This is a genomic window from Mannheimia glucosida (assembly GCF_046267875.1).
Taxonomy (GTDB): domain Bacteria; phylum Pseudomonadota; class Gammaproteobacteria; order Enterobacterales; family Pasteurellaceae; genus Mannheimia; species Mannheimia glucosida.
In genome coordinates this window covers 759,192-776,902 of the sequence record NZ_CP176502.1, presented here as the reverse complement: position 1 = coordinate 776,902, position 17,711 = coordinate 759,192, and the positions used below count along the sequence as shown (strand labels likewise).

Annotated in this window: 19 protein-coding genes; 7 read left to right on the top strand and 12 right to left on the bottom strand. The window is 42.9% G+C overall.

Annotated elements, in window-relative coordinates:
* The first annotated feature begins 46 nt into the window (after nucleotides 1-46).
* Nucleotides 47-277, top strand: a complete 231-nt coding sequence (locus ACJ7Z2_RS03920) for a YhdT family protein (protein WP_154703798.1) — start codon at nucleotides 47-49, stop codon at nucleotides 275-277.
* A complete protein-coding gene (panF, locus tag ACJ7Z2_RS03915; RefSeq protein ID WP_409500846.1) occupies nucleotides 270-1,694 on the top strand; it encodes a sodium/pantothenate symporter in 1,425 nt (474 codons plus the stop codon). Before ACJ7Z2_RS03920 ends, panF begins: the two co-directional genes overlap by 8 nt.
* Nucleotides 1,695-1,770: 76 nt before the next feature.
* On the opposite strand, the gene nhaA is transcribed toward panF, so the two are convergent.
* The gene (gene nhaA, locus ACJ7Z2_RS03910; RefSeq protein ID WP_154703796.1) at nucleotides 1,771-2,961 is read right to left on the bottom strand and encodes a Na+/H+ antiporter NhaA; all 1,191 of its coding nucleotides are present in this window, start codon (nucleotides 2,959-2,961) and stop codon (nucleotides 1,771-1,773) included.
* A gap of 167 nt (nucleotides 2,962-3,128) precedes the next feature.
* Here nhaA and ACJ7Z2_RS03905 point away from each other — a divergent pair, with 167 nt between their 5' ends.
* From ACJ7Z2_RS03905 to nudF, 4 genes are read left to right on the top strand one after another with little or no spacing between them, the layout of a single operon-like run.
* Nucleotides 3,129-3,557 (top strand): EamA family transporter, encoded by a 429-nt coding sequence (locus ACJ7Z2_RS03905; protein WP_154703795.1) that lies wholly within the window; start codon nucleotides 3,129-3,131, stop codon nucleotides 3,555-3,557.
* Nucleotides 3,558-3,562: 5 nt separating this feature from the next.
* Nucleotides 3,563-4,285, top strand: a complete 723-nt coding sequence (locus tag ACJ7Z2_RS03900) for a 4'-phosphopantetheinyl transferase family protein (protein WP_409500845.1) — start codon at nucleotides 3,563-3,565, stop codon at nucleotides 4,283-4,285.
* Between the two features lie 9 nt (nucleotides 4,286-4,294).
* Nucleotides 4,295-4,714, top strand: coding sequence for a phosphate-starvation-inducible protein PsiE (psiE, locus tag ACJ7Z2_RS03895; RefSeq protein WP_409500844.1), 420 nt, complete (start codon nucleotides 4,295-4,297; stop codon nucleotides 4,712-4,714).
* A gap of 8 nt (nucleotides 4,715-4,722) precedes the next feature.
* Entirely contained in the window at nucleotides 4,723-5,343 is a 621-nt protein-coding gene (gene nudF / locus ACJ7Z2_RS03890; RefSeq protein ID WP_409500843.1) for an ADP-ribose diphosphatase, read from the top strand.
* A 49-nt stretch (nucleotides 5,344-5,392) separates the two neighbouring features.
* On the opposite strand, the gene ACJ7Z2_RS03885 is transcribed toward nudF, so the two are convergent.
* The 7 genes from ACJ7Z2_RS03885 to ACJ7Z2_RS03855 form a co-directional block, all read right to left on the bottom strand.
* A complete protein-coding gene (locus ACJ7Z2_RS03885) occupies nucleotides 5,393-6,787 on the bottom strand; it encodes a surface lipoprotein assembly modifier (protein ID WP_409500842.1) in 1,395 nt (464 codons plus the stop codon).
* 53 nt (nucleotides 6,788-6,840) lie between these two features.
* The gene (locus ACJ7Z2_RS03880; RefSeq protein ID WP_409500841.1) at nucleotides 6,841-8,136 is read right to left on the bottom strand and encodes a factor H binding protein domain-containing protein; all 1,296 of its coding nucleotides are present in this window, start codon (nucleotides 8,134-8,136) and stop codon (nucleotides 6,841-6,843) included.
* A 140-nt stretch (nucleotides 8,137-8,276) separates the two neighbouring features.
* Nucleotides 8,277-8,966, bottom strand: a complete 690-nt coding sequence (locus ACJ7Z2_RS03875; RefSeq protein WP_154703790.1) for a CPBP family intramembrane glutamic endopeptidase — start codon at nucleotides 8,964-8,966, stop codon at nucleotides 8,277-8,279.
* A 139-nt stretch (nucleotides 8,967-9,105) separates the two neighbouring features.
* On the bottom strand, nucleotides 9,106-9,696 hold the full coding sequence (torD, locus tag ACJ7Z2_RS03870; RefSeq protein WP_409501103.1) for a molecular chaperone TorD: 591 nt from the start codon (nucleotides 9,694-9,696) through the stop codon (nucleotides 9,106-9,108).
* 8 nt (nucleotides 9,697-9,704) lie between these two features.
* A complete protein-coding gene (gene torA, locus ACJ7Z2_RS03865; protein WP_409500840.1) occupies nucleotides 9,705-12,170 on the bottom strand; it encodes a trimethylamine-N-oxide reductase TorA in 2,466 nt (821 codons plus the stop codon).
* Between the two features lie 136 nt (nucleotides 12,171-12,306).
* Entirely contained in the window at nucleotides 12,307-13,470 is a 1,164-nt protein-coding gene (gene torC, locus ACJ7Z2_RS03860; protein WP_409500839.1) for a pentaheme c-type cytochrome TorC, read from the bottom strand.
* Nucleotides 13,471-13,473: 3 nt separating this feature from the next.
* On the bottom strand, nucleotides 13,474-13,608 hold the full coding sequence (locus ACJ7Z2_RS03855) for a hypothetical protein (RefSeq protein WP_006248694.1): 135 nt from the start codon (nucleotides 13,606-13,608) through the stop codon (nucleotides 13,474-13,476).
* A gap of 289 nt (nucleotides 13,609-13,897) precedes the next feature.
* Here ACJ7Z2_RS03855 and cpdA point away from each other — a divergent pair, with 289 nt between their 5' ends.
* Entirely contained in the window at nucleotides 13,898-14,740 is an 843-nt protein-coding gene (gene cpdA / locus ACJ7Z2_RS03850) for a 3',5'-cyclic-AMP phosphodiesterase (protein ID WP_409500838.1), read from the top strand.
* A 61-nt stretch (nucleotides 14,741-14,801) separates the two neighbouring features.
* On the opposite strand, the gene ACJ7Z2_RS03845 is transcribed toward cpdA, so the two are convergent.
* The 4 genes from ACJ7Z2_RS03845 to napG are packed head-to-tail and all read right to left on the bottom strand — an operon-like array spanning nucleotide 14,802 to nucleotide 17,677.
* Nucleotides 14,802-15,410 (bottom strand): NapC/NirT family cytochrome c, encoded by a 609-nt coding sequence (locus ACJ7Z2_RS03845; protein ID WP_409500837.1) that lies wholly within the window; start codon nucleotides 15,408-15,410, stop codon nucleotides 14,802-14,804.
* 10 nt (nucleotides 15,411-15,420) lie between these two features.
* Entirely contained in the window at nucleotides 15,421-15,849 is a 429-nt protein-coding gene (locus tag ACJ7Z2_RS03840; protein ID WP_006251434.1) for a nitrate reductase cytochrome c-type subunit, read from the bottom strand.
* A 44-nt stretch (nucleotides 15,850-15,893) separates the two neighbouring features.
* Nucleotides 15,894-16,772, bottom strand: coding sequence for a quinol dehydrogenase ferredoxin subunit NapH (napH, locus tag ACJ7Z2_RS03835; protein ID WP_409500836.1), 879 nt, complete (start codon nucleotides 16,770-16,772; stop codon nucleotides 15,894-15,896).
* Entirely contained in the window at nucleotides 16,772-17,677 is a 906-nt protein-coding gene (gene napG / locus ACJ7Z2_RS03830) for a ferredoxin-type protein NapG (protein WP_409500835.1), read from the bottom strand. Before napG ends, napH begins: the two co-directional genes overlap by 1 nt.
* Nucleotides 17,678-17,711 lie beyond the last annotated feature (34 nt).

The following is a 17,711-nucleotide window of genomic DNA, read 5'->3' as shown; positions in this document are numbered from 1 at the left end:
CACACCTCGCAACTGCGAGGTTCTTTTTATATTTTAAGGAGACTTTATGTATCAACAATTAACAACAGAAGCACGTTGGGCTGTGTTGCTTACGCTGATTTATCTGCTCGGCTGGGTAGGTTTTGCTTACTTTTCACCGCAAGGCAGAGGCATTTTCGGCTTTCCGATTTGGTTTGAACTTTCTTGCATTTTCTTACCTGTGCTATTTAGCTTAATTGCCACCATTGTCGTCAAAAAAGTGTATAAAAATATCGATCTTGAGGTGAATAATGAATAGTGAAATGATTTTACCCCTGATTGCTTATTTAATTTTTGTGTTTGGCGTAGCGTTTTATGCTTACCGTAAACGCCAATGCGGAAGCTTTATTTCGGAATACTATATCGGTGGGCGTTCAATGTCGGGCTTTGTGTTAGCAATGACAACCGCCGCCACTTATGTGGGGGCAAGTTCCTTTATCGGCGGACCGGGTGCTGCCTATAAATACGGTTTAGGCTGGGTGTTACTGGCAATGATTCAAGTCCCTGCCGTATTGCTCTCACTCGGTGCATTAGGCAAAAAATTTGCCTTACTTGCCCGCAAGCACAATAGTGTCACCATTAACGATATGCTGTTAGCCCGTTACCAAAACAAATTTGTGGTTTGGATTGCAGGACTAGCCTTATTACTTTCGTTTTTTGCGATGATGACGGTGCAATTTATCGGTGCCGGTCGCTTACTTGAAACCACACTCGGAATCCCTTACCAAACAGCGGTAATGATTTTTGCTGTGACTGTCGGGTTTTATACCTTCATTGGTGGCTTTAGGGCGGTAGTGCTAACCGATACCATTCAAGGCTTGGTTATGATGGTCGGTACAGCTATTTTGCTAGTAGGCGTAATTTATGCCGCAGGCGGAGTGGAAAATGCAATGAACACCCTTGAAGCCATTAACCCACAACTTACCACCCCTTACGGTATTGACGAACGCCCTCTTGATTTCACATTTATGACTTCATTTTGGGTATTGGTTTGCTTTGGTTTAATCGGTTTACCGCATATTGCGGTCAGAAGTATGGCATACAAAAACAGCCAAGCCTTGCACCGAGCAATGATTATCGGCACAGTAGTGATTGCGATTTTAATGTTTGGAATGCACCTTTCAGGTGTATTAGGCAGAGCAGTTGTACCTGATCTCAAAGTGCCGGATCAAGTGATTCCAAAGCTAATGGTACAAGTGCTACCGCCAGTGGTTGCCGGTATTTTCCTCGCGGCCCCAATGGCAGCGATAATGTCTTCGATTGACTCAATGTTGATTCAGTCGTCTTCAACCTTAATTAAAGATCTCTATCTGGCAATTAAGCCGAATGCCATTAATAACGAGAAAAAAATCAAATTGTTCTCCACTATTACTACTCTTACTTTTACGGTATTACTCGTGTTTGCCGCCCTAACCCCACCTGAAATGTTAATTTGGCTGAACCTACTCTCTTTAGGTGGCTTGGAAGCGACTTTCCTTTGGGTAATTGTGCTGGGTTTATATTGGGAAAAAGCAAATGCCACCGGTGCTATTTGCTCAATGCTGGTAGGCTTAAGCTGTTATGTGCTGATGACCACCTTTAAGCTTGCTATTTTCAGCTTCCACGCCATTGTGCCTTCACTGCTAATTGGTTTGATTGCTTTTATAATCGGCAACCGATTTGCTCCTAAGGTGTAAAATAAAATAGGCATAGTGGTATGGAAATCCACTATGCCTATTTTGCAAAATTTCCGATTAATTCAACCGCTTGTGGTTAATAAGTGGCATTATTTTCTGGATTATTCTGCTTAGTCGCCATTCTAAGTAACGTATAACCTAAAATCGCTGAAACCGCAGAACCGAGTAAAATACCTAATCGAGCTAGAGCGGTAATACTTTCCCCAGCCTCACTTACATCAAAGGCAAGGCTTGCCAAGAACATCGACATGGTAAAACCGATACCACATAGCACCGCAATGGCAAAAATTTGTTTGAAATTAACCCCTTGCGGCAGACTGGCGATGCGGAATAACACAGCAAGATAGCTAAAACCAAACACGCCTAAGGTTTTGCCGATAATCAAGCCTAACGCAATGCCTAACGGTAACGGCGATGAGAGCTGCTCCATTCCCATTTCTAACAGGTAAACACCGGCATTAGCAAAAGCGAAGAGCGGTAAAATCAGATAAGCACACCAAGGGGCTAGAATATGCTCCAGTTCGTCTGCCGGGCGTTCTCCGTTTTTACCTTTCAGTGGCACACAGAAACCGATAATTACACCGGCAAGGGTGGCATGAACCCCTGATTTTAAGACGGAAGTCCAAAGCACTAAACCGACTACTAAATAAGCACACAGCGAGGTGACTTTAAAGCGGTTGAGCAGCACTAAGCCGATAATCGCAATGGCTGCAATAGTAAGAGCTTGCACACTGATTTCTTGCGAATAGAAAATCGCAATAACCACAATCGCACCTAAGTCATCAATAATCGCTAATGCCAATAAAAAGGTTTTTAACGCTAACGGGACACGAGCACCTAATAACGCCACAATTCCGACTGCAAAAGCAATATCAGTTGCCATCGGAATTGCCCAACCGTTGTGAAATTCAGGGTGGTTTTGATTAATCGCCCAATAAATAATCGCTGGAACAATCATACCACCTACTGCTGCTATCGCCGGGAAAATGGCTTTCTTATAACTTGAAAGCGAGCCTTCAAACAACTCTTTTTTTACTTCCAGCCCCACCAACGTAAAAAACACTGCCATTAAGCCATCGTTAACCCAGAGTAATAGCGGTTTATTCAAGGCAAATTCACCAAACTGTACACTAACAATCGTTTGTAAAAACTCAAAATAGAAATCACTTAAGGATGTGTTGGCACACACAATTGCTGCAAAAGCAAAAACCAGAAGCAGTACGCCTCCTGAGGCTTCAGATTTTAAAAATTCTTTTAATTTTTCCACTTAACTTTCTCCTATTAATATTTGTTTATTGTATTTTCATTTCTATACATTCCATCTTTTACCAAAGATTTTGCGAAGATCAAATAGAAAATTTGATAAACTAGAGCTAACTCGCATTTTATTGCTCCATCTGATTAGAAATTAACCTAAAATATTAAAATTTTGTTATGACACACGATTGGCTCTATTGGGCATTAGCCTCTGCACTTTTTGCCGCATTAACCGCCATTTTTGCCAAAGTTGGTTTACAAGGCGTAGATTCTGATTTTGCCACTTTTATCCGCACGCTGGTAATCATCGTTGCACTGATTGCCTTTCTCACTTACAGCGGAAAATGGCAGCCGTTAGATAGCTTGAGTGGCAAAAACTGGCTGTTTTTAATCTTATCCGGCTTGGCAACTGGTGCTTCTTGGTTGGCATATTTCAAAGCCTTGCAAATGGGCAATGCTTCCCAAGTTGCCCCGATTGATAAATTAAGTCTGGTGTTAGTCACCCTTTTTGCAGTGATCTTTCTTGGCGAACGCCCAAGCGGGCAAGATTGGTTAGGCATTAGCTTAGTTGCCGGTGGCGTACTGTTACTTGCCTTCAAGCGGTGATTTTTATGCAACATTTTGCAAATATTGAAATTGCGTTTATTCATCGGCAAGCAGCCCTGCCAAACGATTTCGCCTACCCTGAAATGCCAAGCGGTTTAACTGAAAAACAGATACAAAAATGGCAAAGCCGCCGAGCTGCCTTTTTTCTGCTCACGGAATTGTTTAAAAAACACCATCTGGATTTAGCGTTACTCACCAATATAAAACGCTCCCCAAGCGGTCGCCCTTTTGTCAGTTGTGAGCAAATTGACTTTAACATCAGCCATTCCGGGGAGTGGATAGCGGTCATTTTTTCGCATTCTTTTGCAAAATTAGCGGTCGGCATTGATATTGAACACCCACAAAAAATCAGGCGTTACCACGATTTAATCTGCCATTACGGAAACGCTGAAGAACAAAATGTTTTATTAGCCCACCCCTCCCCCATTCTAAGTAACCTTGCTGAACGCTTTTATTTGAGCTGGTGCTTGCGAGAGGCGATATTGAAATCGCAAGGGGTAGGGATTGCGAAACTGTCCGAAGTAAAACATTTACCGTTAGAAAAACAGCTCTTTTCCGCCCATTGCCCGAGCGGAAAACTGCATTTTGTGAGCGAGCTACCGTTCTATTTGAGCTACTTCTATCAGCAATCGCAAAATATGCTATTATCTGAGCCCTTATTATACTGTTGGCAACAAGGGCAGTTTCAGCCTATTAAGTGCCAATCGCTTATTTATGATGTTAATTAAGGATAACGAATGCCTAAAAAATCTTTAGAAGAACACCATTCCAGTTTTGGCAAAATCGCTTCCGAAACCTTTCAATGGATTATGAATATAGCCTTGCTTGCAGCAGGGGCATTGCTCTCTTATTCACTATTTGCCGAAGCCTATTCACTCTATGAACTCTCCTTTAGCGACAGTGAGAAATTCCAAATTGTAGAAAAAATAGTAATTTTCTTTCTCTATTTTGAGTTTCTTGCGTTGATTGTGAAATATTTCAAATCGAATTATCACTTTCCGTTACGCTATTTCCTCTATATCGGGATTACTGCCATGGTGCGTTTGATTATTGTCGATCATTCTAATGCGTTGCATACACTATTATTCGCACTCTCTATTTTGGTGATGATTATAGCATTATATATTGTACACACCGATCGTTTACATAAAAGCTAGGAACTAATATGAAGCTAACCCAATATCAGCACAATGATTTACAGATTCTAAACCGAGAAACCGTCTATAAAGGGCATTTTGAGCTACAAAAAATCACTTTCCGCCATAAACTGTTTTCCGGTGAAATGAGCGGTGAAGTGGTGCGTGAACTCTTAATTAAAGGCGAAGCGGCGGCTTTAATTGCTTACGATCCTATCTTAGACAAGGTGGTGCTAATTGAGCAAGTGCGTATCGGAGCCTATGATTCAGGGCAGAAAAAATCCCCTTGGTTGCTGGAATTGGTTGCCGGTATGGTAGATAAAGGCAACGAAGAGCCGGCAGAAGTGGCAATGCGTGAAGCCAAAGAAGAAGCCGGCTTGGAAGTCACAACAGTGCAACACGCCTTAAGCGTATGGGACAGTCCCGGTGGACAACTGGAACGCTTGCACCTGTTTCTCGGCTTGATTGACAGCACCCAAGTGAAATCCGGTGAGGTACACGGCTTACTGGAAGAAGAAAATGAAGACATTTTGGTTCACGTTGTAAGCCGTGAACAGGCATATCAATGGGTAGAAGACGGCACAATTGACAATGTGATTGCGGTAATTGGGCTACAATGGTTGCAGTTAAATTACCAAAAATTCAATTAGTTAATATTGATGGGGGCGAAAATTTTCGCCCCGATATTCATACACAGTCTTAAAACAGCTTCTCTAACGTCATAAAGACTTCTTTATTGCTACGCGAGTAGAAATCGGCAATATTGCTGTCGATTTTTTGATAGCGGAAATTTAATTTCGGCACAATCCCGTGCCAGTGCCAATTTCGGTTCCACACCGCCACATTCGCTTGATATTCCTTATCTTGGCGTTTATAGCCAAACAGATAATGTTTATCAGCAAAATAACGCTTGCCATACCCGACACTTACCGAACTTGCCCAACTTGGTGTTTGGTAAATTACGCCAATGGTCGCCAGCCACTTATTGGAAGATTGAGCTTTCTCACGGGTAATTTCACGGCTAGCGTTAAGATTTGCAAAAAATCGCCAATTTTTGACCGCTTGCCATTGAGTGCCGAGCGTGAGTTGGTTGCGGTAGCCGTTGTAACGCTCAGCAGTATGCTTTTCAAGATAGCGTTTTTGCAGGTGGCTGAATGAGCCTGAAATAACCCCACGTTCAAAAAGTTTAACAGCATTGATACTGCTACCAAATTGATAGTTATACCGAGAGCTACCCAGCCAATTCTGCTCAATAAAGGGCGAAACCCCGATACGATAAGTTGCCGTTCTGTAGCTATATTTTGGCGTTAGTGAGACCGACTGTTCGCTATAATCGTGGTTATTCCAGTAATAAACGCCGTTATAGCCAAGATCGACTCCCACAAAATGATTACCGCCGATATTTCGCATTTTACTCAAGCCAATGCCATATCTGATGCCTTTTGCCGACTGCGGCAAGCTGTCTGATTCTTTAATAAAAATCCGCCCGTTTACATTTACCGTTGGCGATGAAGAAGCATTATTCACATTGTTGGTTTGGGTATATTGCAAGTAAAAATCCGGCTTCCAGCTCTCTTCTTCCTCTATTTGAGCCAACGCACTGTTCACCGCATTGCGTAAATCATCGGTTTTGAGTTGCTGAAATTCTTGCTCTGCTTCCCTGTAGCGATAATCCTCTTTTAAAATCAGGGCTAAATCAAAACGAGGGTAGGTTAAATCAGGCTGTTTTTTCAGCAACTGCTGATAATAAAACGCCGCAGAGCGATAATCTTTTTTAGCATAAGCCAATGCCGCCAAAGCATAGTCCAAAAGCAGTGGGTCAAATTGATCTTGCTTTGCATAATCGCCTAACAGGTTTTCCAGCTTCGCCCAATCTTGTCTCAGAATTGCTTGGTTAATATGCTGTTCAATACCTTTAAGCGTATTATCTTCTGCCAAGTAAGCGGTTGATTTTAAATCTTTTTTTGCAATTTCTTGCTCAAATTTGACCGCTTGTCGCTGCCCATCAAACTCTTTGGGATCTTGCTGAAACTCAACCGTTTCCGCCATTGCCAACGGCGAAACAAGTAAAAATAGAAAGTGTTTTTTATGCATAGTAAAAAAGAATGCCGTTTAAGGGATTAAACGGCATTGAATATCATAAAAATTTATTTAGAGATTTCACCACGAGAACCTGCTAATCCGTATTTTATAGAAAGACCTGTCGAATCAATATTTTTAATTTCAACTTCACCAGCAATTTCTTCTGCTTTTGGTCCAAAGAATTCGACTTTATAGCTGCCTTGCTTACCATCCAATATTCCCCCTGAAGACGTTACAGTAGAAGAAATTGCTCCATTTTCGATGCTTCCTTCTTTCAATTCAATAGACGTCTCCTGACCTTTTGCCACGCCAGAACCTTTACGCTTACCGAAATCAACATTATAGGTTAAATCACTTGAATCTACATTTGTAAATTCGAATAGTTTACCACTATAAGTTGCTTTACCCTCTTGTGGTAATGCTGTTGTTTTTAAGCCCTTAATTTCAACAAGACTATCATTTTCATTTGGCTTCTCTCCTAATGTGACTAACGTACTAGCCGTCACAACAGAATAAGGTTGGTTATAAATATGACCTTTTCGTGTATTGTCTGATGATTTCATTTCTTTAATAACTGCATATTCTTTATCATCAGTTCCCTTGAGTTTAATGGCTTCAGCTTTCGCTTTTTCTGTTGCTTCTGCCTCAGCCTTTTTAGCTTCTTCGGCTTTTTTAGCTTCTTCAGCTTTTTTGGCTTCTTCAGCTTTTTTGGCTTCTTCAGCTTTTTTGGCTTCCTCTGCGGCTAAACGTTCAGCTTCGGCTTTTGCTTTCTCAGCTTCTTTAGTTAAACGCTCTGCTTCTGCTTTGGCTTTTTCAGCCTTTTCTTGTGCTAAACGCTCTGCTTCCGCTTTGGCTTTTTCAGTTTTCTCTTTTGCTAAACGCTCTGCTTCTGTTTTGGCTTTCTCAGCTTCTTTAGTGACACGTTCAGCTTCTGCTTTTGCTTTTTCAGCTTTTTCTTTCGCTAAACGTTGTGCTTCTCCTTTTGCTTTTTCAGCATCTTTAGCTAAACGTTCTGCTTCCGCCTTTGCTTTCTCGGCGTCTTTTGCTAAACGGTCTGCTTCCGTTTTTGCTTTTTCAGCCTTTTCTTTTGCTAAACGCTCCGCTTCTGCTTTCGCTTTTTCCGCTTCTTTTGCTAAACGATCCGCTTCTGATTTTGCTTTTTCCGCTTCTTTAGCTAAACGTTCGGCTTCCTTTTTTGCTTTATCTTTTGCTTGATCAGCTTTGTCTTTTAGATCTTTTGGTATAACAATGTTAGATTTATCCGATTTACCATTATTAGAATTGCTACCTGAACCACTGCTGCCACAAGCAGTTAAACCAACTAAAATTAAGGTGGCTAGGGTTAATTTTTTAATACTCATAATTTTGGTTTCCTTTTAACAAACACACAACAAAAATATAACTTTTGGTTATATAAAATAACCCAAAGTTATATTATAGATTAAAAATACATTTCCATATAAAAAATGATGTTTTTAACCTACTGGTAGGATGAGTTTGATTAAAAATAAGCCAACAAACTCAAGCCAAAAATATCGGCAATACTATGTGCCACCCAAAATGGAAATAGGTTTTTCTGTTTTGAGCGTGAGTAGAGCAAATAAATAATTAAACCGAGCCAAATTCCTAATCCTAACGCACTTTCCATTCCTTGATAGGTATGAAAACTCACCCGAATAATCAGTGAATAAATCACCGCCCATTTTAAATATTCAGGTTTAACCGCCAAGCAAATACCGAGGAAAAAGATTTCTTCATAAAAGCCGTTTAAAATCGCATACAGCACGGTAGAAATATTCACTTCTCTCAATACTGCCAAAAATGGCTCCGGATACACTAGGTTGTAAACGCCGTATAACACCTCAAAATAGAGATCCATCGCTAACGAGAGTAAAATAAACAACCCGATACCGCTAAAAAAAGCCAGCCAAGAGGGACGAATCACCCAACGGCTGAAATCAAAATTCCGCCATTTTAGATAGCCCATTGCAATCAGCAACAAGGCAAGTTGAGTCAGTAATGCCCAATAGTTTTGTTCATTTGAAAAGGTTAAATTTTCTTCAAAATTACCTTGCATTTCGGTGGTGATGAAATATTGCTGGGTTGAGGTATAAATTGCCTCACCAAACAGGATCAGGGTTAGCACGCATAAATCGTACCAATTTAGGTAGGTGGTTTTATTATTTTGCATTAATGTCTCCTTTGTAAATTTTTTTATAAAAATAACCGCTTGTAATAATGTGGATAAATCCAGCCAATAAAAAAGGAAGTTGAAATTTTAACTTCCTTTTTAAACTCGCTCAATGCAAATCATTCTCAAATAAATAACTTTATCTTTGTTCCTTCAGCAACACCTGTTCAAACAACCTTAGCAACGCCGGATAAACGCCGGTGTTAGTTTTGACGGTTTTGGCTTTGACGAACCACGCAGGGAGCCAGCTCATCAGTTGGGTTTGCAGAAATTGCTGTTGCTCTTCCAACGGTTTTTCGGCAAGCAAGCGGTCGAAAAGAGTGAGATAAACGCAAAGATGATCGCTCGGCTCTTTACTTTCCCGATTGACTTGTAGCCTAAATTCGCCCAGTAGCCTGTCCATTTCCGCTAAGTTTTTCTCTAACACTTCGCCGTCTAAATAGGCGGAAGCGTATGGGATTGCACTGATACTGCCTTCCAATAAAAACAGTTGGGCAAAGTCGGCTGCCAGTTCGAGGCGGGGAAATTCCAAACGGTTGCAAGCAGTCAATTCTGCTTGAAATTTTGCAACCTGCTCAGCAAAACCCAATTCGCTGAGGTATGCAAAAAAATCGTCAAATTCGCCCGCTTGTAAAGCGTTTAACTGCTCGTCCGAGAGTTCTCGAGCGAGCATTGCGTTAAACCAGCCATAGATAAATTGCCGTTCTTCACGGCTGATATCTAATTTCAACAATGCCATTAAGCAGTTACCTCAATCGCACCGTTAAAGCTGTTTGGTGCTGGGGCATTGCCGACAAATTTCTCGATATTCACCAAGCAGGTGTTAGCGGAAACCGCTTGTGCCAACTTGGACGATCCGATGTCGAGCGTCATTGTGTTCGGGTCGCCATAGGTATCAATCGCCCCTACGCTTTCGTCAAGGGGTGAATACCAAGCCCCCTCTTGCAAACGCACCACGCCGGTCGGGAAGTTATCGGAAAGCACCGCACCTACAATCGCTTGCCCACGGTCGTTAAACACTCGTACTAAATCACCGTCTTGAATGCCGTGTTTGGCGGCATCTTGCGGGTTAATGTAAAGCGGTTCACGCCCTTGCACGCTGTAAGTTTCACGCAGTTCTTTCGATTCACAAAGTTGGGAGTGTAAGCGTTTGTCCGGGTGAACCGATTGCAACCAGTACGGGAATTTGTCGGAATTTTTACCGCCGTGTGAACGTTCGGCTTTCTCAAACCACATTGGGTGACCTTTGCAATCGTCATAGCCGAAAGAGGCGATTTTGTTGCTGTAAATTTCGATAAAGCCGGACGGTGTGCCAAGTGCGTGCAATTCCGGATCTTCACGGAAATCAGCGTGGCGAACCCAAGGTTTACCCTCTGGGAACAACACATAGCCTTTTTGCCAAAATTCGGCAAACTCCGGCATTTCAAATTTGCCTTTGTTTTCACGGCGGCAATCTTTGTAGAGTTTTTCCACCCATTGCATTTCGTCCATTCCACGGCTGTACTCCTTTTCTTTACCGAAACGGCGGCAGAGGTCACGGAAAATCTCAAAGTCGGAACGAGAGTCGTAGAGCGGGTCAATCAGCTTGTGCATCGCAATCACGCCACGGTTGCTGTATGAGCCGTAGGCATCAATGTCGTTGCGTTCAAACGGGGTACAGGCTGGCAATACGATGTCAGAGAAACGACAGGTTGCCGTCCAGCTGTAGTTGATGGAGACAATGGTTTCCAGTTTTTGGAACGCTTGCTTCATTTTGTTCCGCTCAGATTGGCGGTGCCATTGGTTACAACCGGTGAAAATCGCCATTTTGAACGGGGCGTAAGTCACTTTTTTGCCGTTGTAATCGATGGTTTCACCGGCGTGGAGCAAGCTGTCGGTCATACGAGCCACCGGAATGGTGTCGCTGTAACCTTTGTAATCTTTATTGTTGTATTTCGGGGCTTGCCCTTCATCAATGTTGAGCGGGAATGCCCCCGGCATTGCCGCACCGGATTCCGGAATACCGATAGAGCTGTAATGGTGTGCGTAGCTAATACCACCGCCTGCCAAGCCGATTTGCCCTAACATTGAGGCTAACACCGCTCCCATCCAATATGGTTGTTCCCCGTGTTGTTGGCGTTGGATTGCCCAGCCGAAAATAAACTGGGTGCGTTTGCCGGCAAGCATTCGTGCAAATTCACGGATTTTGTCGGCAGAAATACCACAAATTTCGGCTGCCCATTCTGGGGTTTTCGCCACTTTGTCTTCGGTTTCGCCTAACAGATACGGCAGGAATTTTTCAAAGCCGACCGTGTACATATCCAAGAATTTTTTATCGTACAGATTTTCCGTGTAGAGCGTGTGGGCAAGTGCCAACATAAACGGCACATCGGTTTGTGGATTGATGTACTGCTGTTCGCAACCCAAGAAATTCTGGGTTTTGCTTTTCACCGGATCAACACAGATCACATTCACGCCTTTTGCCGCCACTTTCTCTTTCAGTTTTTCCAAGTAGGCATAGGCTTCGTGGGTTTCGCAGTTCCAGCCGACTTGCAGGTTTTTCACCGGATCGCTTGCCCAGAAAATGATGTTTTCGCTCTCTTTTAAGATGATTTCCCACGATGTGCCTTGTGAATAGACCTCGGTTGAACCCAGCACATACGGCAGAATGGTCTGCCCTGCACCGGTGGAATAGTCGCCTGCCGTGCCGACACTGTTACCGTGCATCGCAATTGCTCGGATCATATGGTTACCACAACTGTGGAATTGACCGGTTGAACGCCAGCCCACATTGGCGGTGTGTAACGCCCACGGGCCGTACTCTTTTTGTACCCGTTCTAACTCTTGGTAGAACAGGTCAAGGGCTTCGTCCCACGTTACTCGCACAAAGAGGTTATCGCCACGCTGTGCAGTATTGCTGTTATGGCGGTTTTTGAGCCAATCTAAACGCACCATCGGGTAGCGGATACGGGAATCGCTGTAAATTAAGCCTTTGATGCCGTTGAGCATTTCGGTCGGGTGTTTATCAAACTCGAACGGTTTGATTTCTGCCACTCGTCCGTTCTCAATTTTGGCACGCATTGCTCCCCAGTGAGAGCCGGAAACTTTCCACTGGCTAAGGTCTTCATTCGCAAACACATTGCGAGGCACGAGGAAATTCGGCATTGTGACAGCGGCAGCCATCACAGACATATTTTTTAAAAATTGACGGCGAGATTGTTGCATATCTTGTCCTTTTTAATTTGTAAAATTTTGCGGAAATTTGACCGCTTGTTTGATTGATAGCACCAGCGTCCACGCTGGTGCTACACATATACTTAATTATTGGCACAAGCGAGGACGCTTGCGCCATCTATATGGATTAATGCTTCGCTCCTTCGCTGTCGGAGGCGTGCATTTGTAAATAACGTAGCACCTCTTTGCCGGTCTGTTTATCCATATTAGTAAAGCCGACCATTCCGTTGAATAAGCCGATCCAGCTGTTGGAATCGAAGTGAGCGACATCAGGCTGTCTGTGGCAAGTGCTACATTGGGTTTTGTATTGGTTTTCTGCATTCGCCCAGATTGGGGTAACATCGTCTAATAATTGAGCTTTGCCAATCCACGCTTGTAGTTTCACTTTTTGCCAATTCAAACCGGTAATCGGATCTTCTTTGGTTTCCAACACCTCAAATTTCGGCTGATTTGCCATAAACTCTTTGGTGAGTACCGCATCGGTAATGTTTTTACCGAAATCGTGATACCAAATGCGACCAAAACCTTTCTCTTTACGCCACATTGTCAGCTCCACCAAATCCGCATTTTTGCCCGTTTGTACAAATGCCGCCGGCACAGCGGTTTCTAATTGCCCGATAGCTTGGCTTAAACCTTCGTCTAGGAATAATTCCGCATTCCCTTTGGTGTAGTAAGATTTGCCTTGACTTGGGGATTTGTTCACAAACTGATCAAACTTCGATTTCAGTGCATTTTCATCAGCTTTCGGTAAGTGGTGAGCAATTCCTTTGTGGCAATCCATACAACTTTGATCTTTCTCCGCTGCCGGTTTCATTGCCTTACGAGCTGCTTCCGACATCTTATCAAAATTCATTCGCTCATAGCTGTGGCAAGCCTTACACTCTTTTGAACCATTGGCGGCAAATCTTGCCCACTCACGCTCTGCCATTTCTAAGCGGTGTTTTTCAAATGAGCCTTCTTCTTTATATTTGCCGGATAATTCTGCCCACACCTCACGGCTTGCCTGCACTTTGCGGGCATATTTTTCGGTGTAATCGTGCGGTAAGTGGCAGCTTGAACAGGTTGCCGTTACCCCGCTTTTATTCGACCAGTGGGCGGTTTGTTTAAGCTCTTCCAAGGGTTTTTGCATTGAGTGGCAACTTACGCAAAACTCTTCGGTGCTGGTCTGATCCATTACTTTATTAAATTGATGCCAGCTAATTGCCCCCGCAATAAAACCGATACCAACTAACACTCCCAACCCGATTTTGGTTGCCGGCTTAGTAAATAATGCTTTGATTGAACCTAACATTTTCTACGCTCCCGGTAAACCAATAACAAACAGTTGTAACATCCACACAATAAAGCCGTAAGCTCCTACGGCAAATGCCATCAATAACGGTAAAATCAGCCCCGATAACAAAAGCGTTTTTAATAATTCTGAACGCATTTCAACTCCTTTTTTATTAACTAATAAGTGTTAATTATTTTATCTTCAGAAACAATTTGCCTTGATATCAATCAAAAATATAGAGAAGTTGTTCTAGAAACAGCCAAACAGTATAAAAATCATCTATTACAATATGAAAATATTAATCAATACTTATCATTGTATTAGCTATCGAAAATAATAAATTTTTTTGATTAATCTCACTTTTTTTCAAAAATGCGGCATAGTCCACATTTTTACTTTTAGCTTACTGATAGAATCTCACCAGTTAAAAATTACTAGAATTTGAATGGATGCAAAACGAATGCACGAATATATTAAGTTACCCGTAACAGGGGTAATTAAGTTATTACAAATAACTGACCCTCACCTTTTCTCCAATCCGGAGGAAACTCTACTGAATGTCAAAACAGTAAAAAGTTTTTCGGCAGTTATTGAGCAAATAAACAAACAAGCGAAGCAATATTTTGATCTAGTTCTTGCCACAGGTGATTTGATTCAAGATCACAATATTGCTGGTTATCACTATTTTGCACAGATAACTAATTCGCTAAACTCGCCGATAGTGTGGCTAGAGGGGAATCACGATGTTCAGCCGAGTATGTCAGAAATTTTGGCGCAATATAAACATATCCTTCCCCATAAACAAATTTTACTCGGTGAGCAATGGCAGCTTCTGATGCTAAATACCCAGGTGGTAGGTATGCCTTATGGTGAACTCTGTTACTTACAACTAAAGTGGTTGGAAGAAAAATTGGCACAATATCCGCAACGTTTTACCTTAATTGCTTTGCACCACAATATTTTGCCGACAAACTCAGCGTGGCTGGATCAGCATAGCTTAAAAAACAGCAATGAATTAGCCAAGATTTTCGCAAAATTTAAGAATGTAAAAGCGATTGTGCATGGTCATATTCATCAGCAGGTTGATGATATTTGGCATGGTATTCCGATTTATGCCACCCCATCTACTTGCATTCAATTTAAGCCGAATTGCGACCAGTTTACCTTAGACTTACAACCACAAGGCTGGCGTGAAATTGAATTGCACGAAGACGGCACGATAGAAACGGTCGTCAAGCGGTTAAATTCCAACGATTTTTTACCAAATGTCAATGCCGTTGGTTACTAACTTGGCTACTAAAAAGAAACCCTCAATGGAAATTGAGGGTTTTCTATTGAAACACGTTAAGTTATTTCTTCTCTTCTGCTTTTTTCAACAAATCATCAGGGATAAAGTTTTTCTGAATCGCTTCCATATGTGGGAGATTATGTGCAATCCCTTTGTGGCAGTCAATACAGGTTTTACCTTGCTCTTGTGCCAATGCGTGCATTTGCTGCGCAATGTTTTTTTGTTGAGTGAAGTCCATATCATCAAAATTATGACAGTTACGGCACTCTTGCGAGCCGTTCGCTTTCATACGTGCCCATTCACGTTCTGCCATTTCGCCACGGTGAGCTTCAAATTTCTCTTTGGTATCCACTTTACCGGTAAAGTGTGCGTAAACTTCTTTTGCGGCTATGATTTTACGTTGCCATTTCGGAAAAAATTCGTGCGGTACGTGGCAGTCTGAACAAATCGCTTTCACACCGCTGCGGTTTGAATAGTGAGCAGAGGCACGGTATTCAGGCACAACATCATTCATATGGCAATCTGAACAGAATTCCTCAGTATTGGTATAAGCCAAGCCTGCGTTAAAACCGCTCCACGCAAAAATGCCACCTAATGCAGAAATAAGGATTACAGCACCAATTGCCATTTTGCTTGGGCTGCGTAACCAGTTACAAAATCTTCTCAACATTACTTACTCCTTATTTAGCTTGAGATTCACGTACAGATTCAAATTTATTTTGAATAATCGGGTTTACATCAGTTTGTTGCACGTGGCATTGCAAACAGAAATAACGACGAGGAGATTCGTTTTCATACACCTTACCATCACGGTCGGTAAAATGGCTTGGCGGTAAACGGGTCGCACCGGTGGTTTTAGATGGTTCAATAGCGTGGCAGCCTAAACAATGGTTTACGTTTTTGCTCACTTGTAAGCCACGAATACTATGTGGAACAAGTGGTGGTTGGAAAGGGAAAGTGGTTGGAATCGTGCCCACATCTTTTTGTGGGTTATGAAATCCCGGCGCAACACTTTCGGTTGTCTCATCAATAGTGCCGGATAACTTCGGGGCTTCCGCCATTGCAAAGCCGGACATCACAGCTAAAATTAAGGCGAGATATTTTCTCATTTGAGGTTCACTCCATTAAAATTCTTGTTTTCAAAAGATAAAAATTAAATATTTTTCACATCAATACTGCCTTGAAAACGACTTCCGAAGGCAAACACATTTTCGGCACAAACATCAATACAACGTCCGCAGGTAATGCAATCTTTAGATAAGATAATCGTGCTTTCCTCCGGTTTACCGTGTAGTGGCACACGCAACACTTGGGGTTCCGGGCAAACGTTGTAACAATCCATACAATTATCACAACGGTTACGATCTACCACTTTGACTTTAATCAGGCTTTTCGCCCCAATTAAGGCATAAGTTGCCCCAATCGGGCAAAGATGACCGCACCAGCCGTGCTCTGCCACCAATAAGTCAAACAAGAACACCACTAAAACCAACCAGAGCGTTGCCCCTAAACCGAATACAAACACCCGACCGAGAGCCGCAACAGGGTTGATCCACTCCCACAATAGCGTGCCGGAAATTGCACTACCGACTAAAATAACTGCCAAAATTACATAGCGTAAATTGCGTGGAATTTTAGCACTTTGGCGAATGCCGAGTTTACGTCTTAACCAAGCGGCAGTATCTGTTACTATATTCATCGGGCAGACCCAACTACAAAACAGCTTACTACCGACAATGCCGTAAAATGCCACCATAATTAACGCCCCAACCAATACCGTCCATTCAGGACGATAGCCGGTTGCCAACACTTCAGCAGCCATTAATGGATCTGTCATCGGCACGGTATCTAGTAATAAGCTCCCGCTGTAGTTTCCTTTTAAAATCCAGATATTCCAAAGTGGGCCGCTTAAAAACATCAAAATAATGCTGAGTTGGCTTAAGCGTCTTAAAATCAAAAAGCGGTAAGCGTGCCACCAACCTAGTTTCTGACGAGCCTCTAAGCCCGCATTTTTTGGGGAATTGGCTGCCATTATTTCACCCCCTTGAGATTCAAGTCTAAATCAGGGAAATGCTCCGGAGCTTCCACCGTCGTAGAGTTCGGTACATAATTTTGTGTCGCCCGACTTGGCGTTGCTACTTTCGCTCCCGGCTTCACTTCCATATGCTGATACACCGGTTCGTGTAAGCCTTCCGGCATTCTAGCATCATAAGCTGGGCGTAAACCCTCTGGGTGAACATCTTCAATCAGCGATTTACCTGCATTTTGTTTCTCTTGCCAGCCTAAACGATAGTGACGACCGAGCAAGCCTTTGGCTAAATCCATCGGTAACACTTTGATCGCTGCCTCTTCCAATACGCAAGCCTGTTCACATTTACCGCAACCGGTGCAAGCATCAGAATGCACGGTCGGAATCAGTTTGGCGTGAATCGAGGTACGGTCGTTATGCACTTTCTCAAGAGTAATCGCTTTGTCGATTAACGGACAAACACGGTAACACACGTCACAACGCAAGCCTTGCCAGTTAAGACAAGTTTCGTGGTCGAGCAACACCGCAAGCCCCATTCGTGCATCGTCAATGTCTTTTAGCTCTTCGCTTAATGCCCCAGTTGGGCAAGCATTCATACAGGGAATATCCACGCACATTTCGCAAGGCTTATCCCGTGCGATAAAGTATGGTGTGCCGGCTTCCACTGGAGAAATAAGCGATGCCAAATGCAACATATCGTAAGGACAAGCCTGCACACATTGTCCGCAACGGGTGCAAGCACTCAGGAAATCTTGCTCCGGCAATGCACCCGGTGGACGCAACGCCACCCCTTGGCGGGCAAAACTTTGTTGTTGCTGTAGCCCTAAAATGATTCCCACACCGCAAACACCAGCTGCGGTACGGGTTGCATTTTTTAAAAACTGGCGACGATTTGGATCCATTTTCATTGTGGGTTCCTCTTAGGTAAGCGGTCGTTTTTGT

What these genes read in the sequence shown, in the direction of transcription:
- ACJ7Z2_RS03920 (WP_154703798.1), top strand. Translation starts at nt 47, where the DNA reads ATGTATCAACAATTAACAACAGAAGCACGTTGGGCTGTGTTGCTTACG.
- panF (WP_409500846.1), top strand. Translation starts at nt 270, where the DNA reads ATGAATAGTGAAATGATTTTACCCCTGATTGCTTATTTAATTTTTGTG.
- ACJ7Z2_RS03905 (WP_154703795.1), top strand. Translation starts at nt 3,129, where the DNA reads ATGACACACGATTGGCTCTATTGGGCATTAGCCTCTGCACTTTTTGCC.
- ACJ7Z2_RS03900 (WP_409500845.1), top strand. Translation starts at nt 3,563, where the DNA reads ATGCAACATTTTGCAAATATTGAAATTGCGTTTATTCATCGGCAAGCA.
- psiE (WP_409500844.1), top strand. Translation starts at nt 4,295, where the DNA reads ATGCCTAAAAAATCTTTAGAAGAACACCATTCCAGTTTTGGCAAAATC.
- nudF (WP_409500843.1), top strand. Translation starts at nt 4,723, where the DNA reads ATGAAGCTAACCCAATATCAGCACAATGATTTACAGATTCTAAACCGA.
- ACJ7Z2_RS03885 (WP_409500842.1), bottom strand. Translation starts at nt 6,787, where the DNA reads ATGCATAAAAAACACTTTCTATTTTTACTTGTTTCGCCGTTGGCAATG.
- ACJ7Z2_RS03880 (WP_409500841.1), bottom strand. Translation starts at nt 8,136, where the DNA reads ATGAGTATTAAAAAATTAACCCTAGCCACCTTAATTTTAGTTGGTTTA.
- ACJ7Z2_RS03875 (WP_154703790.1), bottom strand. Translation starts at nt 8,966, where the DNA reads ATGCAAAATAATAAAACCACCTACCTAAATTGGTACGATTTATGCGTG.
- torA (WP_409500840.1), bottom strand. Translation starts at nt 12,170, where the DNA reads ATGCAACAATCTCGCCGTCAATTTTTAAAAAATATGTCTGTGATGGCT.
- torC (WP_409500839.1), bottom strand. Translation starts at nt 13,470, where the DNA reads ATGTTAGGTTCAATCAAAGCATTATTTACTAAGCCGGCAACCAAAATC.
- ACJ7Z2_RS03855 (WP_006248694.1), bottom strand. Translation starts at nt 13,608, where the DNA reads ATGCGTTCAGAATTATTAAAAACGCTTTTGTTATCGGGGCTGATTTTA.
- cpdA (WP_409500838.1), top strand. Translation starts at nt 13,898, where the DNA reads ATGGATGCAAAACGAATGCACGAATATATTAAGTTACCCGTAACAGGG.
- ACJ7Z2_RS03845 (WP_409500837.1), bottom strand. Translation starts at nt 15,410, where the DNA reads ATGTTGAGAAGATTTTGTAACTGGTTACGCAGCCCAAGCAAAATGGCA.
- ACJ7Z2_RS03840 (WP_006251434.1), bottom strand. Translation starts at nt 15,849, where the DNA reads ATGAGAAAATATCTCGCCTTAATTTTAGCTGTGATGTCCGGCTTTGCA.
- napH (WP_409500836.1), bottom strand. Translation starts at nt 16,772, where the DNA reads ATGGCAGCCAATTCCCCAAAAAATGCGGGCTTAGAGGCTCGTCAGAAA.
- napG (WP_409500835.1), bottom strand. Translation starts at nt 17,677, where the DNA reads ATGAAAATGGATCCAAATCGTCGCCAGTTTTTAAAAAATGCAACCCGT.